Here is a 20,573-nt window from a genome sequence, read left to right as displayed (position 1 = left end):
CCGATCGGCAGGGCGCTGGGTGCGCCTCACCCCTCCCGTTCCGCGGCGCACGCGGCCGCGGGGCGGGTCACCGCTCCCGCCACGACGCCATCCCGCCGTCGAGCGAGTCGGACGCCACGCCCGCCGCCGCCGCGCGCTCCGCCGCGAGACGCGACCGGACCCCGGAGGCGCAGTGCAGCACGAGCGGACCGGCCGGCAGAGCGGCGGGGTCGAAGCGCGACATCGGCATCCGCACGGCACCGGGCACCGCGACGGACCGGTCCTCGTCGTCCTCGCGGAGGTCGACGACGCTCGGGGGCGTCGGCCCGGCCAGCCGCTCCCGCAGCTCGGCCGCCGTGATCGAGCCCGCCGCGGCCCGCCGCTCCGGGACCGGCGGCACCCGCCGCTCGAGAGGAAGCTCGGCCCAGGAGGAGTCGAGAGCGTCGTGCACGAGGACGCGACCGAACAGCGGCTCGCCCGCCCCGGTCACGAGCTTCACGACCTCGGCCGCCATGGCCGAGCCGATCAGCGCGCAGAGCGCGCCCAGCACGCCCACCGTCGAGCAGCTGTCACCCGCGTCCTCGGCCTCGGGGTGCAGCGCGCGCAGGGTCACCCCTCCGCCCGGAGCGCCGGCCCAGAAGGTCGAGAGCTGCCCGTCGAAGCCGAGCGCCGACCCCCACACGTGCGGGATCCCGGCGCGCGTCGTCGCGTCCGAGGCGAGGTAGCGCGCGCCGAAGGTGTCGAAGCCGTCGACCACGACGTCCCAGCCCGCCACCAGGGCGTCGACGTTGGCCGAGGTCAGCGACACCGGGAAGGCCCGGGCGTCGATGCCGGGGGAGAGCCGCCGCGCGGTCGCCGCCGCCGACTCCGCCTTCGACCGGCCCACCGAGGAGTCGTCGTGCGCCGTCTGCCGCGCCAGGTTCGAGAGCTCGACGACGTCGCCGTCCACGATGCCGAGCCGCCCGACCCCGGCCGCGGCGAGCGCCGTGATCACCGGCGAGCCGATGCCGCCCGCGCCGAGGATCAGCACGCGCGCGTTCCGGAGGCGCCGCTGTCCGAGCTCCCCGAGGGGCGCCAGGCGGATCTGCCGGGCGAACCGCTCGCGCTCGGCGGCGGTCAGCGGCGGTCCGGGCTCGACGAGCGGGGTCATGAGAGCTCCTTCCTCCACTGGCCCTCGTGGGCGACGGGGGTGAAGCCGACGGCCTCGTTCACGGCGAGCATCGGTCGGTTCTCCTCGGCGTTCCAGGTGTAGACGGCCCGGCAGTCCGGGGCGGTCCCCACCGCATCGCCGATCGCGGTCAGGGCGAGGAAGTCGCTCCAGCCGTCGGCGCCCACGGCCTCGGGGATCGCGAGCTCACGGATCCGGAGCGCCGGGTCGGAGGTGCGGTTCACCACCCCAGTGTGCACGTCCCGGCGCCCGCGGCGGCCTCCTGCGCCTGTTCCGGTGCGGGATCGCGGCGGTCCGTCGGCCGGTCGGGGCTCCGCCTCCCGGCCCGGCCGCGGCCGTCGGCTACCGTGGAGGCGTTGTGGACGGGAGCGAGGCGGCCGGGTGTACCTGAAGAGCCTGACCCTCAAGGGCTTCAAGTCCTTCGCTCAGCCGACCACGTTCGCCTTCGAGCCGGGGGTCACCTGCGTCGTCGGCCCCAACGGCTCGGGCAAGAGCAACGTCGTCGACGCGCTCGCCTGGGTGATGGGTGAGCAGGGGGCGAAGACGCTCCGCGGCGGCAAGATGGAGGACGTCATCTTCGCGGGCACCTCCACCCGCGGACCCCTCGGCCGCGCCGAGGTCGCGCTCACCATCGACAACTCGGACGGCGCCCTGCCGATCGAGTACACCGAGGTGACGATCACCCGGACCCTCTTCCGCAACGGCGGCAGCGAGTACGCGATCAATGGACGCGGCTGCCGGCTGCTCGACGTGCAGGAGCTGTTGAGCGACTCCGGTCTCGGGCGCGAGATGCACGTCATCGTGGGGCAGGGACAGCTCGACGCCGTGCTGCACGCGACCCCCGAGGAGCGGCGCGGGTTCATCGAGGAGGCCGCCGGGATCCTCAAGCACCGCCGCCGCAAGGAGAAGACGCTCCGCAAGCTCGAGGCGATGCAGGCGAACCTGACCCGCCTCTCCGACCTCGCGGGCGAGATCCGGCGCCAGCTCAAGCCCCTCGGGCGCCAGGCCGAGGTCGCACGGCAGGCGCAGACGATCGCCGCCGTGGTGCGCGACGCCCGGGCGCGCCTGCTCGCGGACGACGTGGTCGCGCTCAGGACCGCCCTGGACGGCTTCGCCCGCACCGAGAGCGAGCGGCACAGCGAGCGGGTGGTCCTGCAGCAGCGGCTCGAGCAGGCGACGCTCCGGCGAGCGCGGATCGAGGCGGAGGCGGTCGGCGACGCGGTCGACGACGCCCGGCGCACCTCGTTCGAGCTGGAGTCGGTGCTGGAGCGGCTGCGCAACCTCTCGGCCCTCGCCGGGCAGCGGCTCGCGATGCTCGAGCTCGAGTCCGAGCAGCCGCAGATCCAGCCGCGCGTGACGCCGGCGCAGGTGGAGGAGGCGCGGGTCGAGCTGGAGCGCCTGCGGCAGGCCGTCCTCGACGCGGAGACGGCGTGGGTACAGGCGCAGCGCACGACCGTCGCCGCCCGCTCCGCCCTCGACGCGGTCGACGAGGAGATCGCCGCGCAGGCGGCCCTCGTCTCGCGCTACGACCTCGAGCTCTCCACCCTCTCGGGGCAGGCCGACACCGCCGCCTCCCGTCTCGCGTCCGTCCGGGGCGAGGTCCTGCGCGCGCAGAACACCCTCGACGCGGCCGACCGGCGGAAGGAGGCGGCGCGGCGGGCGCTCGACGCTCTGGAGGCCGAGCTGGACGACGCGGGCCGCGGCCCCGACGGCGGACTCGACGAGGGCTACGAGCTCGCCCAGTCCGCGGTCTCGGCCGCCGAGGGCGGGATCGAGCGGCTGCGCGAGGAGCTGCACGCCCTGGAGCGCGAGCGCGAGGCGCTGGCCGCCCGCACGGGTGCCCTGTCGCTGGCGCTCGACGTCTCGGACGGCTCGGCCGAGCTGATCGCCGCCCGGATCGAGGGGGTGCGCGGCCGGGTCGCCGAGCGGATCCAGGTGCGGCCGGGCTCCGAGGCCGCGATCGCCGCCGCCCTCGGCGCGGTCGCCGACGCCGTGCTGGTCGAGTCGACCGCCCGGGCCGACGCGGCTCTGGACGCCGCGCTGGAGCGCGACCTCGGACGCGTCGAGCTGCTGGTCGCCGACGCCGCCCGGCCGCACGTCGCTCTCACCGTTCCCGAGGGGGCGGAACGCGCGGGCGACCTCGTCACGGCGCCGGCCGGGGTCCTCTCGCTCCTCGAGCGTTTCCTCGTGGTCGAGGACCTCGCCGCGGCGCGGCGCCTGAGGGAGCGCATCGATCCGGGCACCGTCCTGGTCACCCGCGACGGCGCGACCGTCTCCGACGCCGTGCAGAGCGCCGGCTCCGGCGGGCAGCGCAGCCGGATCGAGCTCGTCTCCGAGCGCGACTCGGCCGCCGCCCGGCTGGAGGAGGTCCAGGGCGGGATCGACCGGCTCCGCTTCGAGCTCGCCGAGCAGACCGGTGCGCTCCGCGGCGCGAAGGAGCAGGCCGCGAGCGCGCTCTCGGCCCTCCGCGAGCACGACGCCGCCCGTGCCGCCCACACCGAGCGGCTCGGCGGCGTGCGCGCCCAGCTCGAGGCGGCCACCGCCGAGCACGGCCGGGGCTCGAGGGCGCTGGCCGTCGCCTCGGACCGGGTCGGCGACGCCGAGCGCGCGGCCCAGGAGGCGAGGTCGGCGCTCGACGCCGCGCGCGCCCGGCCTCGGCCGGTGCTCGACGCGAGCGCCCGCGACGGTCTGCAGCGCGACGTCGACACCGCACGCGAGCGCGAGATCGAGGCGCGGCTCGGCGTCGAGACCGCCAAGGAGCGGGTGCGGGCGGAGCAGTCCCGCGGAGAGGCGCTGGCCCGCCAGCTGGCCGCCGACCGCGCCGCCGCCGACGAGGCCGCACGCCGCGCCGTGATCCGCCGTCGCCAGCGCGACGCCGCGGCCGAGGTGACCGCCGCGCTCCCCGCCGTCCTCGCCTCCGTCGACCGCTCCGTCCAGCAGGCCCGGGCCGAGCTCGTCGCGGCCGAGGCGGCGCGCTCGCAGCAGAACGCCGAGCTGCAGGGGCTCCGCCGCGAGGAGGGGAGCGTGCGCGACCGGCTCCAGTCCGTCACCGAGAGCGTCCACGGCCTCGAGCTGCAGATCTACGAGAAGAGGCTGCAGCTCACCGGTCTGCTCGAGCGCGCCGCGTCCGAGCTCGGGCTCACCGAGGACGTGCTGGTGGAGGAGTACGGTCCCGGAGTCGGCGTCCCCGACGAGACGGACGAGGAGCAGGAGCCGCGGCCCTACGTCCGCGAGGAGCAGCGCCGCCGCCTCGAGAAGGCCGAGAAGCAGCTGGGGCAGCTGGGCCGCGTCAATCCGCTCGCGCTGGAGGAGTTCGCCGCGCTGGAGCAGCGGCACGCGTTCCTGACCGAGCAGCTGGCCGACCTCACCGGGACCCGGCGGGACCTGCTCACCATCATCGAGGAGCTCGACGAGACGATGCAGACGGTGTTTGCCTCCGCCTTCGACGACACGCAGGCGGCGTTCGCGGACGTGTTCCCCGTCCTCTTCCCCGGCGGCACCGGCAGCATCCGCCTGACCGACCCGGAGAACCTGCTCACCACCGGCATCGAGGTCGCGGTGCGGCCAGCCGGCAAGAAGATCGAGCGGCTGTCGCTCCTCTCCGGAGGGGAGCGCTCGCTCGCGGCCGTGGCGTTCATGGTCGCCATCTTCAAGTCGCGGCCGAGCCCCTTCTACATCATGGACGAGGTGGAGGCCGCTCTCGACGACGCGAATCTCGGCCGACTGCTCAGCATCTTCGAGGACCTGCGCACCTCGAGCCAGCTGATCGTCATCACCCACCAGAAGCGCACCATGGAGATCGCGGACGCCCTCTACGGCGTCTCGATGCGGCAGGACGGCGTCTCGGCCGTCGTCGGCCAGCGCGTCGCCGCGCCCCCGGCCTGAACCCGCCTCCCCGACCGCTCGGAGGCGCGCCCGCCGGTAGCCTGGACCCATGGCAGAACGCACCTCCTGGTCGCTCGGCCGCGCACTGCGCGGCCTGTTCGAGAAGCGCACGATCGACGACCAGACCTGGGACGACCTCGAGACGGCGCTGATCACCGCCGACTTCGGCCCCGACATCACCGAGGAGATCGTCGACGACCTCCGCGCCAAGGTCGCCCGCTACTCCACCACCGACCCGCGCGACCTGCAGCGGATGCTCCGCGAGTCCCTCGAGGAGCGCCTGTCGAAGTACGACACCACACTCAAGCTCAGCGAGCGCCCCGCCGTGATCCTCGTGGTCGGCGTGAACGGCGTCGGCAAGACCACGACCATCGGCAAGTTCGCCAAGTTCCTCCGCAACTACGGCCGGAGCGTCGTGGTCGGCGCGGCCGACACCTTCCGCGCGGCGGCGGTCGACCAGCTCGCCACCTGGGCGCAGCGCGCCGACGCCCAGATCGTCCGCCCTCAGCAGGAGCGCCAGGATCCGGCGTCCGTCGCCTTCCAGACCGTGCAGTTCGCGAAGGACACCGGCGTCGAGATGGTCATCATCGACACGGCCGGCCGCCTGCACACCAAGGGCGGGCTGATGGACGAGCTCACGAAGATCAAGCGCGTCATCGAGAAGCAGGCCCCGATCTCCGAGATCCTGCTCGTGCTCGACGCGACGACCGGTCAGAACGGGCTGAGCCAGGCCGAGGCGTTCATCGAGCACGCGGGCGTCACCGGCCTGGTCATCACCAAGCTCGACGGCTCCGCGAAGGGCGGCTTCGTCCTCGCGGTCCAGGAGCGCACCGGCATCCCGATCAAGCTCGTCGGCCAGGGCGAGGGCATCGGCGACCTCACCGGCTTCACCCCCCACGTCTTCGCCCAGCAGCTCGTCAGCTGAGCGGCCCCGCCCGGGACGACGCGCCGGCGCCGTCCCGGTGGCGGGCTACACGGCCTGCGAGAAGCCCAGTGCCGCGTCTGCGAGGTGGCGCAGGTGCTCCGGGACCGGCAGCCCCTTCGACTCCATCGAGCGCGCCCAGAGCCGGCCGGCCCGGTAGGAGGAGCGGACCAGGGGCCCCGCGAGGACGCCGAGGAAGCCGATGTCCTCGGCCTCCTCCTTGATCGCCACGAACTCCTCCGGGTGCACCCAGCGGTCCACCGGCAGATGCCGCGGCGTCGGGCGGAGGTACTGCGTGATGGTCACGATGTCGGTGCCGGCGTCGTGGAGGTCCTGCAGCGCCTGCGAGATCTCCTCCCGCTCCTCGCCCATGCCGAGGATGAGGTTCGACTTCGTGATCAGCCCCGCCTCCCGGCCCTGGGTGAGCACGTCGAGCGAGCGCTCGTAGCGGAAGGCCGGCCGGATGCGCTTGAAGATCCGCGGGACCGTCTCGACGTTGTGGGCGAACACCTCCGGCTCCGCGTCGAACACCCTCTGCAGGTGCTCGGCGCGGCCCGTGAAGTCCGGGACCAGGATCTCGACCCCCGTGCCCGGAGCCTGGGCGTGGATCTGGCGGATGGTCTCGGCGTAGAGCCAGGAGCCCTCGTCCGGCAGGTCGTCGCGGGCGACTCCGGTGACGGTCGCGTAGCGGAGGTTCATCCGCGCCACGGACTCGCCGACGCGCCGGGGCTCGTCCGCGTCGTAGTCCGCGGGCTTCCCGGTGTCGATCTGGCAGAAGTCGCAGCGGCGGGTGCACTGGGCGCCCCCGATGAGGAAGGTCGCCTCGCGGTCCTCCCAGCACTCGAAGATGTTGGGGCAGCCCGCCTCCTGGCAGACGGTGTGCAGCTCCTCGCTCTTCACCAGCGACTGCAGCTGCCGGTACTCCGGGCCCATCGAGGCCTTCGTGCGGATCCACTCGGGCTTGCGCTCGATCGGCGTCTCGGCGTTGCGGATCTCCAGCCGCAGGAGCTTGCGGCCGCCGGCCTCGGCGCTCACGCGGCGACCTCCTCGATGCGGGCGGAGAAGGCGGGGGCCGCCTCCGAGAAGCGCGCCGCCACCCGCGCCCGCACCGCCTCCATGGGCGGAGCCTCGCCGCGCTCGCGCTCGAGCGTGGTCACTCCGGCGTCGGCGATGCCGCAGGCGACGATGCGGGCGTAGGGCTCGAGGCTGTTCGAGACGTTGAGGGCGAATCCGTGCATCGTCACGCCCGAGGCGACGCGGATGCCGATCGCGGCGATCTTGTCGGCGCCGCCGTCCCTCGGGATCCACACTCCCGAGCGCCCGTCGACGCGCCGCCCCTGCACGCCCAGGTCGTCGAGAGCGGCGATCAGCACGCCCTCCAGCGAGCGGACGTAGGCGACCACGTCGACGGGCTCGCCGAGCCGCACGATCGGGTAGCCGACGAGCTGCCCCGGGCCGTGCCAGGTGATCCGCCCTCCGCGGTCGACGTCGACCACGGGCGAGCCGTCGTCCGGGCGCTCGTGCGCCTCGGTGCGCTTGCCTGCGGTGTAGACGGAGGAGTGCTCGCAGAGCACGAGGATGTCCGGCCTCGAGCCCGCCACCACCTCGGCGTGCAGGCGGCGCTGCAGCTCCCAGCCGTCGGTGTAGTCCAGGGGGTCCGCGGAATCGCCCGCCACGAGTGTCTCGATCACCGGGCCACCCTAGCCCTGTTCTTGGACTCGGACCAGTTAATCCGCACCACCGTGATCGCGCCGATCGCGGGCCGATCGGCGGCCCCGCCCGCCGACCCTCCGGGCCTCCGGTAGAATTCCGGGCATCATGGCTACTTTCGGCACCCTCTCCGATCGACTCGTCGAGACCTTCAAGAACCTCCGCACGAAGGGCAAGCTCTCCGCGTCGGACGTCGACGGCACCGTCCGCGAGATCCGGCGCGCGCTGCTCGACGCCGACGTCGCGCTGGAGGTCGTGAAGGAGTTCACCGGCAAGGTCCGCGAGCGCGCCCTCGGCGACGAGGTCAACAAGGCGCTCAACCCGGCCCAGCAGGTCGTCCAGATCGTCAACGAGGAGCTCGTCGCGATCCTCGGCGGGCAGTCGCGCCGCCTCGAGTTCGCCAAGCGCCCGCCGACCGTCATCATGCTCGCCGGCCTCCAGGGCGCGGGCAAGACGACGCTCGCGGGCAAGCTCGGCAAGTACCTCGGCAAGGACGGCCACACCCCGCTGCTCGTCGCGGCCGACCTCCAGCGCCCCAACGCGGTGCAGCAGCTGCAGGTCGTCGGCGAGCAGGCCGGAGTCGCGGTCTACGCGCCCGAGCCGGGCAACGGCGTCGGCAACCCGGTCAAGGTCGCCCAGAACGCGATCCGCTTCGCGACCGACAAGCAGTACGACACGGTCATCATCGACACGGCCGGACGCCTCGGCGTCGACGCCGACATGATGAAGCAGGCCGCCGACATCCGCCGCGTCACGAACCCCGACGAGGTGCTGTTCGTCATCGACGCGATGATCGGCCAGGACGCGGTCGCGACCGCGAAGGCCTTCCAGGAGGGCGTCGACTTCACCGGCGTCGTCCTCTCCAAGCTCGACGGCGACGCCCGCGGCGGCGCGGCGCTCTCGGTCGCCTCGCTCACCGGCCGCCCGATCCTCTTCGCCTCCACGGGCGAGTCGCTCGACGACTTCGAGCAGTTCCACCCCGACCGCATGGCGAGCCGCATCCTCGACCTCGGCGACGTACTGACCCTCATCGAGCAGGCCCAGTCCGCGTTCGACGAGGACGAGGCGCGCAAGATCGCCGAGAAGATCATGGGGGACACGTTCACCCTCGACGACTTCCTCGGCCAGATGCAGCAGCTGCGCAACATGGGCTCGATCAAGAAGATGATCGGCATGCTGCCCGGTGCGAAGGGCATGCGAGAGCAGCTCGACCAGTTCGACGAGCGCGAGATCGTGCGCACCGAGGCGATCATCCAGTCGATGACGAAGGCGGAGCGGGTCAACCCGAAGCTGCTCAACGGCTCGCGGCGCCTGCGCATCGCCCGCGGCTCCGGCATGACGGTCACGGACGTCAACCAGCTCGTCCAGCGCTTCGAGCAGGCCGCCAAGATGATGAAGACGGTCGCCAAGGGCGGCATGCCCTCGGTCCCCGGGATGGGCCCCGTGCCCGGCGCCGGCTACCAGGGCCGCCCGAAGCCGCAGAAGAAGAAGAGCAGCAAGTCCGGCAACCCCGCCAAGCGCGCGGCCGAGAACGCGGCGATCACCTCCGGGCCCCGCCCGGGCGATGCGGGCGGCTCCGGCTTCGGCCTGGGCGGCGGCGCCGGCAAGGGCGCCCAGCCCACGCCGGAGGAGCTCGAGCAGCTGCAGAAGCTCCTCGGGCGATGAGGCGGGTCGCGGCCGGACGCGCGGGCGGGATCCTCGTCCTCGCGGCCGTGCTCGGGCTCACCGGCTGCGCCGAGGGCTCCGGGGTCGACGCGATGACGGCGCCCTCCCCGGAGGACCTGGTCGGCCGCTGGGTGACGGGCGTCTCCTACGACGCGCCCGACGTTCCGTTCCTCCTGATCGCGGAGGACGGGACCTGGACGGGCTCCGACGGCTGCAACGGCGCGCAGGGCGAGTGGTCGATCGACCAGGAGGGCGCCCTCACCGTCTCGGCCGGGCCGAGCACGCTGATCGCCTGCGACGGCGTCGCGCTGCCGATGATCTTCTCGGAGGCGGCGATGGCCTCGATCGACGGCGGACGGCTCCGCCTGTTCGACGACGAGGGGGCCACCGTCGTCAAGCTCGCCCGCTCCACGAGCGACGAGGCGCCCTCGGCGTCGCCGGACCCGGCGGGGGAGTAGCGCGCCGTCCCTCCGGGGGCCGCAGCGGGGATCCCCGTGAGGCGCACCGCTCGCTAGCGTGAGGGCATGACAACCGCACACGCGCGCCCCGTCCGCATCGGCGTCCAGATCGCACCGCAGCACGTCCCCTACGAGGTCATCCGCGACACGCTCGCGGAGCTCGAGGACCTCGGCGTCGACATCGCCTTCAACTGGGACCACTTCTTCCCGCTCTCGGGAGAGCCGAACGGCCTGCACTTCGAGGGCTGGAGCATGCTCGCGGCCTGGGCCGAGCAGACCAGCCGCATCGAGTTCGGCCCGCTGGTCACCTGCAACAGCTACCGGAACCCCGACCTCCTCGCCGACATGGCGCGCACGGTCGACCACATCAGCGCCAAGGGCGCCGAGGGTCGTCTGATCTTCGGCATCGGCTCGGGCTGGTTCGAGCGCGACTACGAGGAGTACGGCTACGAGTTCGGCACCGCCGGCTCCCGCCTCGACGAGCTCTCCGAGGCGATGCCGCGCATCCGCAGCCGGTGGTCGATGCTCAACCCGGCGCCCACCCGCGACATCCCGGTGATGATCGGCGGCGGCGGCGAGAAGAAGACGCTGCGGATCGTCGCCGAGCACGCCGACATCTGGCACAGCTTCTCGGACGTCCCGACGCTCGAGCGCAAGCTCGGCGTGCTCTCGGAGTGGTGCGGCCGCGTCGACCGCGACCCGGCCGCGATCGAGATCTCGACCGGCGCGAGCGTGCGCGGCGGTGTCGGCGACGCCTCATTCGACGTGCTCGACCAGCAGTACGACCTGGGCGCCCGCCTGTTCACGCTCGGCATCACCGGTCCGGACATCGACCTCGCGCCCGTGCGCGACCTGCTCGGCTGGCGCGACGGCCGGAACAGCACCGCGCGCTGACCCGGCGGGGCGCCGTCACGGCGGCGCCCCGCGTCGGAGTCAGGCCGCCGGCGCGTCCGTCGCCTTCTGTCCCGTCGGCACCGCCCGGGCGAGGCCGGACTTCTCGGCCGCCACCTCGAAGGCGTCGGCCAGGGCGCGCTGGCCCTCGACGGTGGGATGCACGCCGTCCTCGCCGAGCAGCCCGTCCTCGCGGAGAGGGTCCGGGTACTCCAGCGCACCGCCGCCGGCGGCCGTCACGGCCTCGACCAGCGCCGCGTCGTACTCGTCGAGATCGGAGGGGCGCGGGTCGGGGCCCCAGACCGAGTCCAGCGCGATGAGCCGGGCCGAGGGCGAGGCGGACACGATCGCGTCCACCGCCGGCCCGATCGCGGCGTCCACGTCCTCCGGATCCCAGCCCAGGTCGTTGCTGCTGGCGATCAGCACGATCGCGTCGGGCCGGGTGTCGGCGATCTCCTCCGCGCGGTCGCCGATCGCGACGCCGCAGTCGCCCGGTTCGATGAAGCCGCCGCCGTCGCAGCCCAGGTTCGTGACCTCCCAGCCGAGGTCGTCGCCGACGAGTGCGGGCCAGGCCTGCTCCGGATCGACCGTCAGACCGCGCACGATGCTGTCGCCGACGATCGTCACCCGGGAGCCGGCGGGCAGAGAGCCGCCGATCGAGAGCGGCAGCGGATCGGCGGTGACGGTCGGGAGGGGAGTGGCGGTGCCGGCGGGGGACGCGGTCGCCGGGCCGGTCGTCGTCGAGGACGAGCAGCCGGCGAGGCCGAGGGCCAGTGCGCCGATCGCGGCTGCGGCGAGGAGGGCGGGACGCGTCATGAGCGGGGATCCCGGAGCCCGTCGCGCAGCTCGCCCGCGAGCGCCCGGACCACCGCCTTCAGGTCGCCGTCGTTCGCCGCGGCCGTCCGCAGCTGGCGCTGGTAGCTCGCTCCCGCGACCAGGATCAGCTCGACGTCGCCGAGCTCCGTCACGCAGTCGAGACGCTCGGCGACCGGTGCGAGGGTGACGAGCAGGTCCCGGATGTCGTCGGTGACCAGCCGCTCCGCTCCGGCGGCGTCGAGGATGATCTCGGCGTCGAGTCCGTAGCGGGCCGCGCGCCACTTGTTCTCGCGCACGTACCAGGGCTGCATCGTCGGCAGGTCCTCGCCTGCGTCCAGCCGCGACGAGAGGTGCTCGACGAGGCACTGGATCAGCGCGGCGACCGCTCCGATCTCCTCCGCGGAGGAGAGGCCGTCGCACGCGCGCATCTCGAGGGTGCCCCACTGCGGCGAGGGGCGGATGTCCCAGCGGACTTCCGTGTGGTCGTCGATGACGCCGGTGCGCATCATGTCGTCGACGTACTCCTCGTAGTTCGCCCAGGCACCGAACTGCGGAGGCAGGCCCGCCGTCGGCAGCTGCTGGAACATCAGCGCGCGGTTCGAGGCGTAGCCCGTGTCGACTCCGCCCCAGAACGGGCTCGACGCCGAGAGCGCCTGCAGGTGCGGGTAGTAGTCGAGCAGGGAGTTGAGGATCGGCAGCACCTTGTCGCGGTGCTCGATGCCGACGTGCACGTGGATGCCCCAGATCATCATGTTCCGGCCCCACCACTGGGTCCGGTCGATGAGGCGGTGGTACCGCTCCTTGTCCGTGATGGCCTGGTCGAACCACTGCGCGAACGGGTGCGTGCCCGAGCACACGAGGTCGAGTCCCATGGGGTCGGTGATCTCGCGCACCTGCCGCAGCTGGTCCTGCAGATCGGCGACCGCGTCGCGGACGGAGGTGTGCACGCCGGAGACCAGCTCGACCGTGTTGCGCAGGAGCTCGCCGGTGATGTGCGGGTGCGGGGCGCCGTCGTCGCTGCGGAGCGCCTCCAGCACCACATCGGCGACGTTGGCGAGATCGCCCGTCTGCCGGTCGACGATCGCGACCTCCCACTCGATCCCGAGCGTGGAGCGGTCTGATGCGGCGAAGCTGATCTCCATGGCGTGGTCCTCATCGGATCCGGGCGTCCGCCGATCGGGACGCGCCTCGCCATCCTGCCACCTGCGGCCGGGGCGGACGCCGAGCCCCGGCGGAGGCCTTCCGGGTCCCGCGCGGCCCGCTCCCGCGAGGGTGCCGCTGGTCGGCGGCGTGCCGGGCCCGCACCGGGGCGGTTTTTCTGGCAGAATGATCCGTCGGGTCCGAGGCGGTCGACCCTCTACTCACCGCCGACGAAACCCCCTCGAGCTTCCGCCGGGTGTGCCCCCACGCTCACGGCTCAGTTCATCCATCATCGACCGGACACCGGTCAACGACCACACAGGAGAATTGTGGCTGTCAAGATTCGTCTGAAGCGCCTCGGCAAGATCCGGGCGCCCTACTACCGCATCGTCGTCGCCGACTCGCGCACCAAGCGCGACGGCCGCGTGATCGAGGAGATCGGCAAGTACCACCCGACCGAGCAGCCCTCGTTCATCCAGGTCGACTCGGAGCGCGCGCAGTACTGGCTCGGAGTCGGCGCGCAGCCGACCGAGCAGGTCGCCGCGATCCTCAAGCTGACCGGCGACTGGGGCCGCTTCAAGGGCGACGCCGACGCCGTCAGCACCGTCCAGGTGAAGGAGCCCAAGGCTCCGTTCGTCGTCGACGCGAAGAAGAAGCCCGTCCTCAAGCCGAAGTCCGAGGCTCCGGCCAAGGCCGCCCCGGTCGAGGACACCGCCGACGAGACCTCCACCGAGGCGTAGTCAGTGCTCGCTCCCGCCGTCGAACACCTCGTCAAGGGGATCGTCGAGAACCCCGATGAGGTCAGTGTCGTGGCCACGAGCTCCCCGCGCGGAGAGGTCCTCGAGGTGCGCGTGCACCCCGAGGACCTCGGCCGCGTGATCGGACGCTCCGGTCGCACCGCCAAGGCCGTCCGCACTCTCGTCGCCGCGCTCGCCGACGGGCGCCGCGTGCGCGTCGACGTCGTCGACACCGACAAGTAGAGGTGTCGGTCACCGGACCGGGCACGACGCAGCTCCGCGTCGCCCGACTCACCAAGGCACACGGGCTCAAGGGCGCCATCAAGCTCGAGCTCTACACGGACGAGCCCGACAAGCGCTTCACCCCCGGATCCACGTTCACGCTGCAGGTCCCGCGCACCTCCGAGTGGCACGGCAAGAAGCTCGAGCTCGTCGAGCTGCGCTGGTACAACAGCCACCCCGTCGCGTTCTTCCGAGGCGTCGACGACCGCAACGCCGCTGAGACCCTCCTGAAGGCGATCCTCTGGATCGACGAGGAGGTGCAGACCCAGCCGGGCGAGGACGACTCCTGGTACGACTACCAGCTGGTCGGCATGAAGGTCGTCCGCGACGGCGTCGAGGTCGGCACCGTCCGCCGCGTCGACCACTTCCCCGCGCAGGACCTGCTCATCGTCGGCACCCCCTCCGGCGAGGTGATGGTGCCGTTCGTGAACGCGATCGTCCCCTCCGTCGACGCCGCGGCCGGGATCGTCACGGTCACGCCTCCGATCGGCCTGTTCGAGGAGGCTCCCGAGGAGGAGCCCGCCACGGTCGACCTCAGCGGTGTCGACCTCGCGGACCCGGCGCTGAGCGCGCCTGCGGACGCCGACGCGCCGGCCGCCTCCGATGACGCGGACGCCGCTCTCGAGGAGCCCGCCGACGACGAGCCCCCGGCCGCCTCCGACCCCGCCTCCGAGGAGGAGCCCCGGTCGTGAGGATCGACATCGTCACGATCTTCCCGGAGTTCTTCGGCGTGCTCGACATCAGCCTGCTCGGCCGTGCGCGGCAGAGCGGGCTGATCGAGCTCGGCGTGCACGACCTGCGCGACTTCACCCACGACCGTCACCGCACCGTCGACGACACGCCCTACGGCGGCGGCGCCGGCATGGTGATGCGACCGGAGCCGTGGGGCGAGGCGCTCGACACGATCCTCGACGGCGCGGACGACCCCGTCGTGATCTTCCCGTCGCCCGCGGGCGAGCTGTTCACCCAGGCGACCGCCCGCGAGCTCGCGGAGGAGTCCACCCTCGTCTTCGGCTGCGGCCGCTACGAGGGCATCGACCAGCGCGTCGTGGACCACACCGCCGAGCGCGCGCGGGTCCGGCTGATCAGCCTCGGCGACTACGTCCTCAACGGAGGAGAGGTCGCCGTGATGGCGATGATCGAGGCCGTCGGACGCCTGGTCCCGGGCGTCGTCGGCAACCCGGCGAGCCTGGTCGAGGAGAGCCACTCCGACGGGCTGCTCGAGTACCCGAGCTACACCAAGCCGGCCTCCTGGCGGGGCCTCGACGTCCCTCCGGTGCTCCTCAGCGGCAACCACGGGGCGATCGCCGCCTGGCGCCACGAGCAGAGCGTCGAGCGCACGCGCCGCGTCCGCCCCGAACTGCTTCCCTAGCCCCGCGCCGCACGGTCACCGGGCCGCGAGGGCCAGGTGCCGGTCGCGGAGGGCGAGGAAGAGGGGGAACGCGAACGCGAGGGCGACCAGCGGCGCGAGCAGCACCAGGATCCACACGCGGCGCATCCCGATCCGGCGGCCCTCCACCACCATGAAGGCGACGGCCGTGATCGCGACGACCAGCAGGTCGGTCGAGAACGACGACACCCACGGCCCGCCCGCGGCGAGGCCGGCGAGGACGTCCGCGCCCTCCTGCATCGCCCTCACGTTCCAGGTCCAGGTCCCGATCAGCCCGGCGAGGGCGAGGACGAGGTAGACGATCCCGAGCGGCGTCCAGCCGCGGTGCAGCCGGCTCATGCGCGGGCCTCCGTTCGTGCGAGGGTGAGGATCGTCCCTCCGGCGAGGGCGATCACGGCCACAGTAGCGACGGCGAGGGTCAGCGCGTCCGGTGCGGTCAGCGCCTGTCCGCGCAGCGCCTGCCAGCAGGTGAGGGCCACCGCGGCCGCCCAGCCCGCCGAGGCCAGGGCGACGAGCCGCAGCCGGGTGGATGCGGGGCGCAGCACGGGGATCCGGGGTGCCAGCCGTCCGAGCAGCAGCGCGAGCAGCGGGAGCCCCTGCAGAGCGTGCATCCCGACGAAATGCGGGATGCGCAGATCGCCCCCCGTGGTGCTCCAGCCCAGGAGGGGGAGGCCGGGTCCGCCGTCCGCGACTTCGACGGCGTGCGCACCGACGACGCCCTGGTAGTCGCTGATCTGGCCGGGCGAGGGCCCCGTCATCAGGAACGCGAGGGCCATCCCGACGAGCCCGATCACAAGTCCGGCGCGCACGGCGAGCGTCAGCGCCGGGTCGCCGAGCGGCACCCGCGCCAGGAGGGCGGCGAGGACCAGAGTCGCCAGCCAGACCACCACGATCGAGACGGCCATCAAGGCCCAGAGCGCGGCGTGCAGGGGAGTGGAGACGTCGAAGTGGCTGCGCTCGCCGACCAGGGCGGCGCCTTCGATCACGACCATCTCGACCGCCAGACCGACCGCCGTGACCGTGCCCAGCGCTCGGGCGAGGCGGCGCCGGCGGGGCACGAGCCCGATCAGCCAGGCGAGCGTCACGGCGTACAGCGCGATCGAGAGGCAGAACTTCAGCGGCTTGCCCCAGAGTGGCTGCCCGCCGAGCTCGCGGGGATCGACGACCAGCGCGATCGCGCAGAGGAGGGCGCCGACCGCCATCGCGGCAGCGAGCACCAGAAGCGGCCGGTGCGGAGCGGCGGAGGCCGTGCGCGCGGGCGTCTCGGTCGCCGCACTCATCGGGGCACCTCCGTCGAGCCGAAGCGGCTCTGCGTCTCGCGCGCCTGGGCGACGCGCCGGAGCGACTGCAGAACCACGTCTCCGAGCGCGGTGCCGACGGCGGCGACGGCGGCCTGCTCGCTCACGCTGTCGCGGGCCTGCAGTTCGTCGAGGTCGGCGGAGGCGACGAGGGCGGCGGCGCGGGCGTAGGCCTCGAGCCAGCCGGCACTCATCGGTCCGGTGGAGAGCTCGAGCGCGTCGAGCGCCCGTGCCGCCGTCGCGACGGCAGGGTGGCCGCAGTGGTCGGAGCCCGCGGCCTCGGCGATCCGCCGCGTCGACGCCTCGGTGGCGGACGCGGTCGAGTCGGCGCTCACGGAGACCACGTCCTGCGCCACCTCGAAGGCCGCTGTCGGACCGACGCCTGCGTCGAGCGCGGCCGTGATCCGCTTCGCGCCGGCGATGCCGACGCCGCCGCTCTCGATGAGCGCCCGGAGCAGCGTCAGGCGGGCGACATGGGCGTCCCCGTACTCCGCCCGCTGGGGGCCGGCGGCGTCGCCCGGCGGCAGCAGCCCCTCCCGGATGTAGTACTTGATCGTGGGCAGGCTGACGCCGCTGCTGCGGCCGAGCTCCGAGATTCGCACGTGGACAGTATCGCTATCGGATAGCAGTACTGTCCACCATTTGATCAGTCCCGCGCGGACAGGACGATGTTCCCCGTCTCGGTGATGGCGATCGTGTGCTCCATGTGGGCGCCGCGAGAGCCGTCACGGCTGCGGAGGGTCCAGCCGTCCTTGTCCGTGTAGATCTCGTCGGTCGTCTGCAGGAACCACGGCTCGATCGCGACGACGAGGCCCGGGCGGAGCGGGTAGCCGCGGCCGGCGCGTCCGTCGTTGGGGATGTGCGGATCGCCGTGCATCGTGCGGCCGACGCCGTGGCCGCCGAAGTCGGTGTTGATGGACAGGCCCTCGGCGTGTGCGACGGCCGCGATGGCCGCGGAGATGTCGCCGATCTTCTTCCCGGGCTGCGCGGCGGCGATGCCGGCCTCGAGCGCGCGGGTGGTGGTGTCGATGAGGGCGAGGTCCTCCTCGCGCGGCGTCCCGACCACGACGCTGATGGCCGAGTCGGCGACCCAGCCGTTCACGGAGGCGGCGAAGTCGAGGGTGAGCAGGTCGCCGTCCCTCAGCCGGTAGTCGAAGGGCCGGCCGTGCAGCACCGCGTCGTTGACGGAGGTGCAGATGACCTTGCCGAAGGGACTCGCGCCGAAGGAGGGGTGGTAGTCGATGTAGCAGGACTCGGCGCCGGCCGTGCGGATCATGTCGTGGGCGAGCCGGTCGAGCTCGAGCAGGTTCACGCCGACCGCGGCAGCGGCGGAGGTGGCCTTCAGTACCTCGCCGACGAAGCGGCCGGCGGGACGCATCTCCTCGATCTCGGCGGGGGTGCGTAGCTCGATCATCCTGATCCTCTCGGGGTCCGCTGAGCCGTCGCTCAGCGGTGGTGGGTACGGTCGGTGCATGCGCACGCGACGGGCATTCGGTTCCTGGCAGTTCCCGGCGGCGATCGTGCTGCCCTTGTGGATCCTCCTCGGCTACGGAGTCTTCGGAGGATCGAGCGGCTGGACCGTGCTCGGCCTGGTGATCGCCCTCCCCATTCTGGCGGTCGCGCTGGCGGCTGTGGCCGCGATCGTCGCATTCCGGGTGACCGTTCGGCCCACGCGCACTCCCGCGTGGGGCGACGTGGCCGTGGTCGGTGCCTGGCACCTCTCCCTGATCGCCTTCGGCTTCTTCCCGCCCGGCGCCTGGGCGCTGGGCCTGCTCTCGGTGGTCCTCGGAGTGGCGGCCTTCTGGCACTCGGGGTGGCGGTTCCTCGCCGACGCGAGGGCCACTCTCCTCGCCTTCTCGGAGGCGGCGTCCGTGCAGGCCGAGGGCGCTCACCGCCCCGTCTCCGGAGAGGGCTTCGACCCGGAGCGCCCGCAGGACGGGCAGACCATCGTCCTCTGAGGGGTCGGGCGTCCCGAGAGGCGCTGTCTCCTGGGAGGCCCCGCCCTGCTCCACAGCTCGGCCCTCTCGACGGACCCGCCCTCTGCGCGGCTCTGCCCTCCGGGTGACCCTGCCCTCCAGACGAGCCTGCTTTGACTCGGATCGACGCGGCATGGCAGAATGATCGCTTGTGCCTCGCGCAGGCTCTGCCACAGGGGAGCCGCGACGACGTGGGCACGACCGACTTCCATCAACGAAACGGTGTTCGACCTGTGGCGGGCACGGAGAGCGATACAGCATGCACATCCTCGATTCCGTCGATGCGGCGTCCCTCCGCAGCGATGTCCCGGACTTCCGCGCCGGCGACACCGTCAAGGTCCACGTCAACATCGTCGAGGGCTCCCGCTCGCGCATCCAGGTCTTCCAGGGCGTCGTCATCGGCCGCTCCAACGAGGGCGTCCGCGAGACCTTCACCGTCCGCAAGGTGAGCTTCCAGGTCGGCGTCGAGCGCACGTTCCCCGTGCACTCGCCGGTCATCGACCACATCGAGGTCGTCACCCGCGGTGACGTCCGTCGCGCGAAGCTCTACTACCTGCGCAACCTGCGCGGCAAGAAGGCGAAGATCAAGGAGAAGCGCGACGCCTGAGCGGCTTCCGCACGACTTCTCGGGAACCCCGGTCCACCTATGATGGACCGGGGTTCCTCCCTTTCTCGGGGGCGATCCGTCCGGGGAGTCCACCCGGTGATGCACAGTAGGGGCGACGGCGAGCGATGACAGACAGCACGGCCCCGGTCCGCCTCCCCGGAGGCGAGGACCACGCCCGCCACTCGGCGGATCCGTCCGAGAAGCGCCCGCGCAAGCGCCGGGGTGTCCTGCTCTTCCTCCGCGACGTGCTGATCATCTTCGTGGTCGCGGTGCTCGTCTCCTTCCTCGTGAAGACCTTCCTGATCCGCTCGTTCTACATCCCCTCCTCCTCCATGGAGCAGACGCTCGTCGAGAACGACCGGATCCTCGTGAACGAGCTCGTACCCGGAGTGGTGAAGATCTCGCGCGGCGACGTCGTCGTCTTCCGCGATCCCGGCGGATGGCTCTCGCCGAGCTCCGAGCCCTCCGTGCCGCCGTTCCAGGCCGCGGTCGACTCCGCCCTCGCGCTCGTCGGCCTCACCGCTCCCGACAGCAATGACCACCTCATCAAGCGCGTCATCGGCCTGCCGGGCGATCACGTGACCTGCTGCACGCCGCTCGGCCAGGTCGAGATCAACGGCAACCCGATCGACGAGCCCTACGTGAAGCTGCCCGACGGGGTGCAGGCCGTCTCGGCCACCCCCTTCGACGTCGTCGTGCCCGAGGGCTCGCTCTGGGTGATGGGCGACAACCGCTACAACTCCGCCGACTCCCGCTACAACACCGACAAGCCGGGCGGCGGCTTCGTGCCGATCGACAACGTCGTGGGCCGCGCGATCCTCGTGACCTGGCCCGTGCAGCAGTGGGCGTGGCTCGACGACTACCCGTCGGTGTTCCGCGGAGTCGACACCGAGGCCTCCGAGGAGGGCTCGGACGACGCGCAGAGCGGGCAGGGCTAGGTGGTCGTCGCCGAGCCGACGCTGACGCAGGAGCGGCGCCTCTTCCGGCAGGGCTACGAGACGGTCATCGGCTGCGACGAGGTCGGCCGCGGCGCGATCGCCGGTCCGGTGTCGGTCGGCGTCGTGTCGATCGGCAGCCGTTGCGGACGCTTCCCCGAGGGGCTCCGCGACTCCAAGATGCTCGCTCCCGCCCGCCGCGAGGCGCTCCTGCCCGGAGTCGCGAAGTGGGTCTCGGCCTGGGCGATCGGCGAGTCCTCGGCGGACGAGATCGACGAGACCGGGATCATCGCGGGCCTCGGCCGCGCTGCGTCGAGGGGCATCGAGCGCCTCGCCGACCAGGGCGTCGACCTCGCCACCGCCGTCGTCCTCCTCGACGGCGCCCACGACTGGCTGACGCCCGCGCTGGGCGAGTGGGCGGCCGAGCTGACGATCGTCACCCGCGTGAAGGCCGACCGCGACTGCGCCGCCGTCTCCGCCGCCTCCGTGCTCGCGAAGGTGGGCCGGGACGGTCAGATGGTGCGCCACCACGACGACTTCGCCGACTACGCCTGGGACAGCAACAAGGGCTACGGCAGCGCCGCGCACTGGGCGGGGATCGAGCGGGTCGGCCCGTCCCCGCTGCACCGGGTGACCTGGCTGTCGAAGTCGCGGGAGAGCGTCGAGGAGCCGCTCCCGGCGTTCGTGCCCGTCGGCTCGGCGTAGGATTGTCCA

23 protein-coding genes are annotated in these 20,573 nt (G+C 72.7%); 13 read left to right on the top strand and 10 right to left on the bottom strand.

What is annotated here, in order from left to right; genetic code table 11:
• Positions 1–67 precede the first annotated feature (67 nt).
• The gene (locus C5C39_RS07095; protein WP_104353007.1) at positions 68–1,129 is read right to left on the bottom strand and encodes a ThiF family adenylyltransferase; all 1,062 of its coding nucleotides are present in this window, start codon (positions 1,127–1,129) and stop codon (positions 68–70) included.
• Positions 1,126–1,371: a hypothetical protein gene (locus tag C5C39_RS17940; protein ID WP_181028756.1), complete on the bottom strand. Its 246-nt coding sequence runs from the start codon at positions 1,369–1,371 to the stop codon at positions 1,126–1,128. The genes C5C39_RS07095 and C5C39_RS17940 overlap by 4 nt, the downstream gene beginning before the upstream one ends.
• 157 nt (positions 1,372–1,528) lie before the next feature.
• Here C5C39_RS17940 and smc point away from each other — a divergent pair, with 157 nt between their 5' ends.
• Together smc and ftsY are read left to right on the top strand one after the other, a co-directional pair.
• Entirely contained in the window at positions 1,529–5,032 is a 3,504-nt protein-coding gene (gene smc, locus C5C39_RS07085; protein ID WP_104353006.1) for a chromosome segregation protein SMC, read from the top strand.
• Positions 5,033–5,081: 49 nt separating this feature from the next.
• Positions 5,082–5,957, top strand: coding sequence for a signal recognition particle-docking protein FtsY (ftsY, locus tag C5C39_RS07080; protein WP_104223920.1), 876 nt, complete (start codon positions 5,082–5,084; stop codon positions 5,955–5,957).
• A 45-nt stretch (positions 5,958–6,002) separates the two neighbouring features.
• Here ftsY and lipA read toward each other — a convergent pair whose 3' ends face one another.
• Together lipA and lipB are read right to left on the bottom strand one after the other, a co-directional pair.
• The gene (gene lipA / locus C5C39_RS07075) at positions 6,003–6,989 is read right to left on the bottom strand and encodes a lipoyl synthase (protein WP_104292199.1); all 987 of its coding nucleotides are present in this window, start codon (positions 6,987–6,989) and stop codon (positions 6,003–6,005) included.
• Entirely contained in the window at positions 6,986–7,645 is a 660-nt protein-coding gene (gene lipB, locus C5C39_RS07070; RefSeq protein WP_104353005.1) for a lipoyl(octanoyl) transferase LipB, read from the bottom strand. Before lipB ends, lipA begins: the two co-directional genes overlap by 4 nt.
• 127 nt (positions 7,646–7,772) lie before the next feature.
• On the opposite strand from lipB, the gene ffh reads away from it, so the two are divergent.
• From ffh to C5C39_RS07055, 3 genes are all read left to right on the top strand, one after another.
• Complete coding sequence (ffh, locus tag C5C39_RS07065; protein WP_104226882.1) at positions 7,773–9,329, top strand: signal recognition particle protein; 1,557 nt, start codon at positions 7,773–7,775, stop codon at positions 9,327–9,329.
• The gene (locus C5C39_RS07060) at positions 9,326–9,787 is read left to right on the top strand and encodes an META domain-containing protein (RefSeq protein WP_104260572.1); all 462 of its coding nucleotides are present in this window, start codon (positions 9,326–9,328) and stop codon (positions 9,785–9,787) included. The genes ffh and C5C39_RS07060 overlap by 4 nt, the downstream gene beginning before the upstream one ends.
• A 66-nt stretch (positions 9,788–9,853) precedes the next feature.
• Complete coding sequence (locus tag C5C39_RS07055) at positions 9,854–10,681, top strand: LLM class F420-dependent oxidoreductase (protein WP_104337057.1); 828 nt, start codon at positions 9,854–9,856, stop codon at positions 10,679–10,681.
• A gap of 39 nt (positions 10,682–10,720) precedes the next feature.
• Here C5C39_RS07055 and C5C39_RS07050 read toward each other — a convergent pair whose 3' ends face one another.
• Positions 10,721–11,494 carry an SGNH/GDSL hydrolase family protein gene (locus tag C5C39_RS07050; RefSeq protein ID WP_104238537.1) on the bottom strand — a complete coding sequence of 258 codons (774 nt, stop codon included), beginning with the start codon at positions 11,492–11,494 and terminating at the stop codon, positions 10,721–10,723.
• Entirely contained in the window at positions 11,491–12,636 is a 1,146-nt protein-coding gene (locus tag C5C39_RS07045; protein WP_104353004.1) for a glutamate--cysteine ligase, read from the bottom strand. Before C5C39_RS07045 ends, C5C39_RS07050 begins: the two co-directional genes overlap by 4 nt.
• A gap of 327 nt (positions 12,637–12,963) precedes the next feature.
• Between C5C39_RS07045 and rpsP the strand changes: the two genes are divergently transcribed.
• The 4 genes from rpsP to trmD are packed head-to-tail and all read left to right on the top strand — an operon-like array spanning position 12,964 to position 15,025.
• Positions 12,964–13,374 (top strand): 30S ribosomal protein S16, encoded by a 411-nt coding sequence (rpsP, locus tag C5C39_RS07040; protein ID WP_104223912.1) that lies wholly within the window; start codon positions 12,964–12,966, stop codon positions 13,372–13,374.
• 3 nt (positions 13,375–13,377) lie between these two features.
• A complete protein-coding gene (locus tag C5C39_RS07035; protein WP_068210678.1) occupies positions 13,378–13,614 on the top strand; it encodes an RNA-binding protein in 237 nt (78 codons plus the stop codon).
• 2 nt (positions 13,615–13,616) lie between these two features.
• Positions 13,617–14,345, top strand: a complete 729-nt coding sequence (gene rimM, locus C5C39_RS07030; protein WP_104353003.1) for a ribosome maturation factor RimM — start codon at positions 13,617–13,619, stop codon at positions 14,343–14,345.
• Positions 14,342–15,025 carry a tRNA (guanosine(37)-N1)-methyltransferase TrmD gene (trmD, locus tag C5C39_RS07025; protein ID WP_104226875.1) on the top strand — a complete coding sequence of 228 codons (684 nt, stop codon included), beginning with the start codon at positions 14,342–14,344 and terminating at the stop codon, positions 15,023–15,025. The genes rimM and trmD overlap by 4 nt, the downstream gene beginning before the upstream one ends.
• A 15-nt stretch (positions 15,026–15,040) precedes the next feature.
• On the opposite strand, the gene C5C39_RS07020 is transcribed toward trmD, so the two are convergent.
• Genes C5C39_RS07020 through map form a run of 4 tightly spaced genes read right to left on the bottom strand, consistent with a single transcriptional unit; the run spans position 15,041 to position 17,755 of the window.
• Positions 15,041–15,382 carry a DUF2834 domain-containing protein gene (locus C5C39_RS07020; RefSeq protein ID WP_104353002.1) on the bottom strand — a complete coding sequence of 114 codons (342 nt, stop codon included), beginning with the start codon at positions 15,380–15,382 and terminating at the stop codon, positions 15,041–15,043.
• Positions 15,379–16,323 carry a hypothetical protein gene (locus C5C39_RS07015; protein ID WP_104353001.1) on the bottom strand — a complete coding sequence of 315 codons (945 nt, stop codon included), beginning with the start codon at positions 16,321–16,323 and terminating at the stop codon, positions 15,379–15,381. Before C5C39_RS07015 ends, C5C39_RS07020 begins: the two co-directional genes overlap by 4 nt.
• Positions 16,320–16,943 (bottom strand): MerR family transcriptional regulator, encoded by a 624-nt coding sequence (locus tag C5C39_RS07010; protein ID WP_181136342.1) that lies wholly within the window; start codon positions 16,941–16,943, stop codon positions 16,320–16,322. Before C5C39_RS07010 ends, C5C39_RS07015 begins: the two co-directional genes overlap by 4 nt.
• A gap of 44 nt (positions 16,944–16,987) precedes the next feature.
• Positions 16,988–17,755, bottom strand: a complete 768-nt coding sequence (map, locus tag C5C39_RS07005) for a type I methionyl aminopeptidase (protein WP_104352999.1) — start codon at positions 17,753–17,755, stop codon at positions 16,988–16,990.
• Between the two features lie 58 nt (positions 17,756–17,813).
• Here map and C5C39_RS07000 point away from each other — a divergent pair, with 58 nt between their 5' ends.
• The 4 genes from C5C39_RS07000 (at position 17,814) to C5C39_RS06985 (ending at position 20,564) form a co-directional block, all read left to right on the top strand.
• Complete coding sequence (locus C5C39_RS07000) at positions 17,814–18,299, top strand: hypothetical protein (RefSeq protein WP_104352998.1); 486 nt, start codon at positions 17,814–17,816, stop codon at positions 18,297–18,299.
• Between the two features lie 277 nt (positions 18,300–18,576).
• The gene (gene rplS, locus C5C39_RS06995) at positions 18,577–18,924 is read left to right on the top strand and encodes a 50S ribosomal protein L19 (RefSeq protein ID WP_104223904.1); all 348 of its coding nucleotides are present in this window, start codon (positions 18,577–18,579) and stop codon (positions 18,922–18,924) included.
• 125 nt (positions 18,925–19,049) lie between these two features.
• Positions 19,050–19,862: a signal peptidase I gene (gene lepB, locus C5C39_RS06990; RefSeq protein WP_104226871.1), complete on the top strand. Its 813-nt coding sequence runs from the start codon at positions 19,050–19,052 to the stop codon at positions 19,860–19,862.
• Complete coding sequence (locus C5C39_RS06985; protein ID WP_104250529.1) at positions 19,863–20,564, top strand: ribonuclease HII; 702 nt, start codon at positions 19,863–19,865, stop codon at positions 20,562–20,564.
• Positions 20,565–20,573: the final 9 nt, after the last annotated feature.

Origin of the sequence: Rathayibacter sp. AY1F3 (assembly GCF_002931975.1) — a bacterium.
Lineage (GTDB): Bacteria > Actinomycetota > Actinomycetes > Actinomycetales > Microbacteriaceae > Rathayibacter.
Note: the sequence above shows the minus strand (reverse complement) of the source record. Positions and strands in the feature narration are given on the sequence as shown.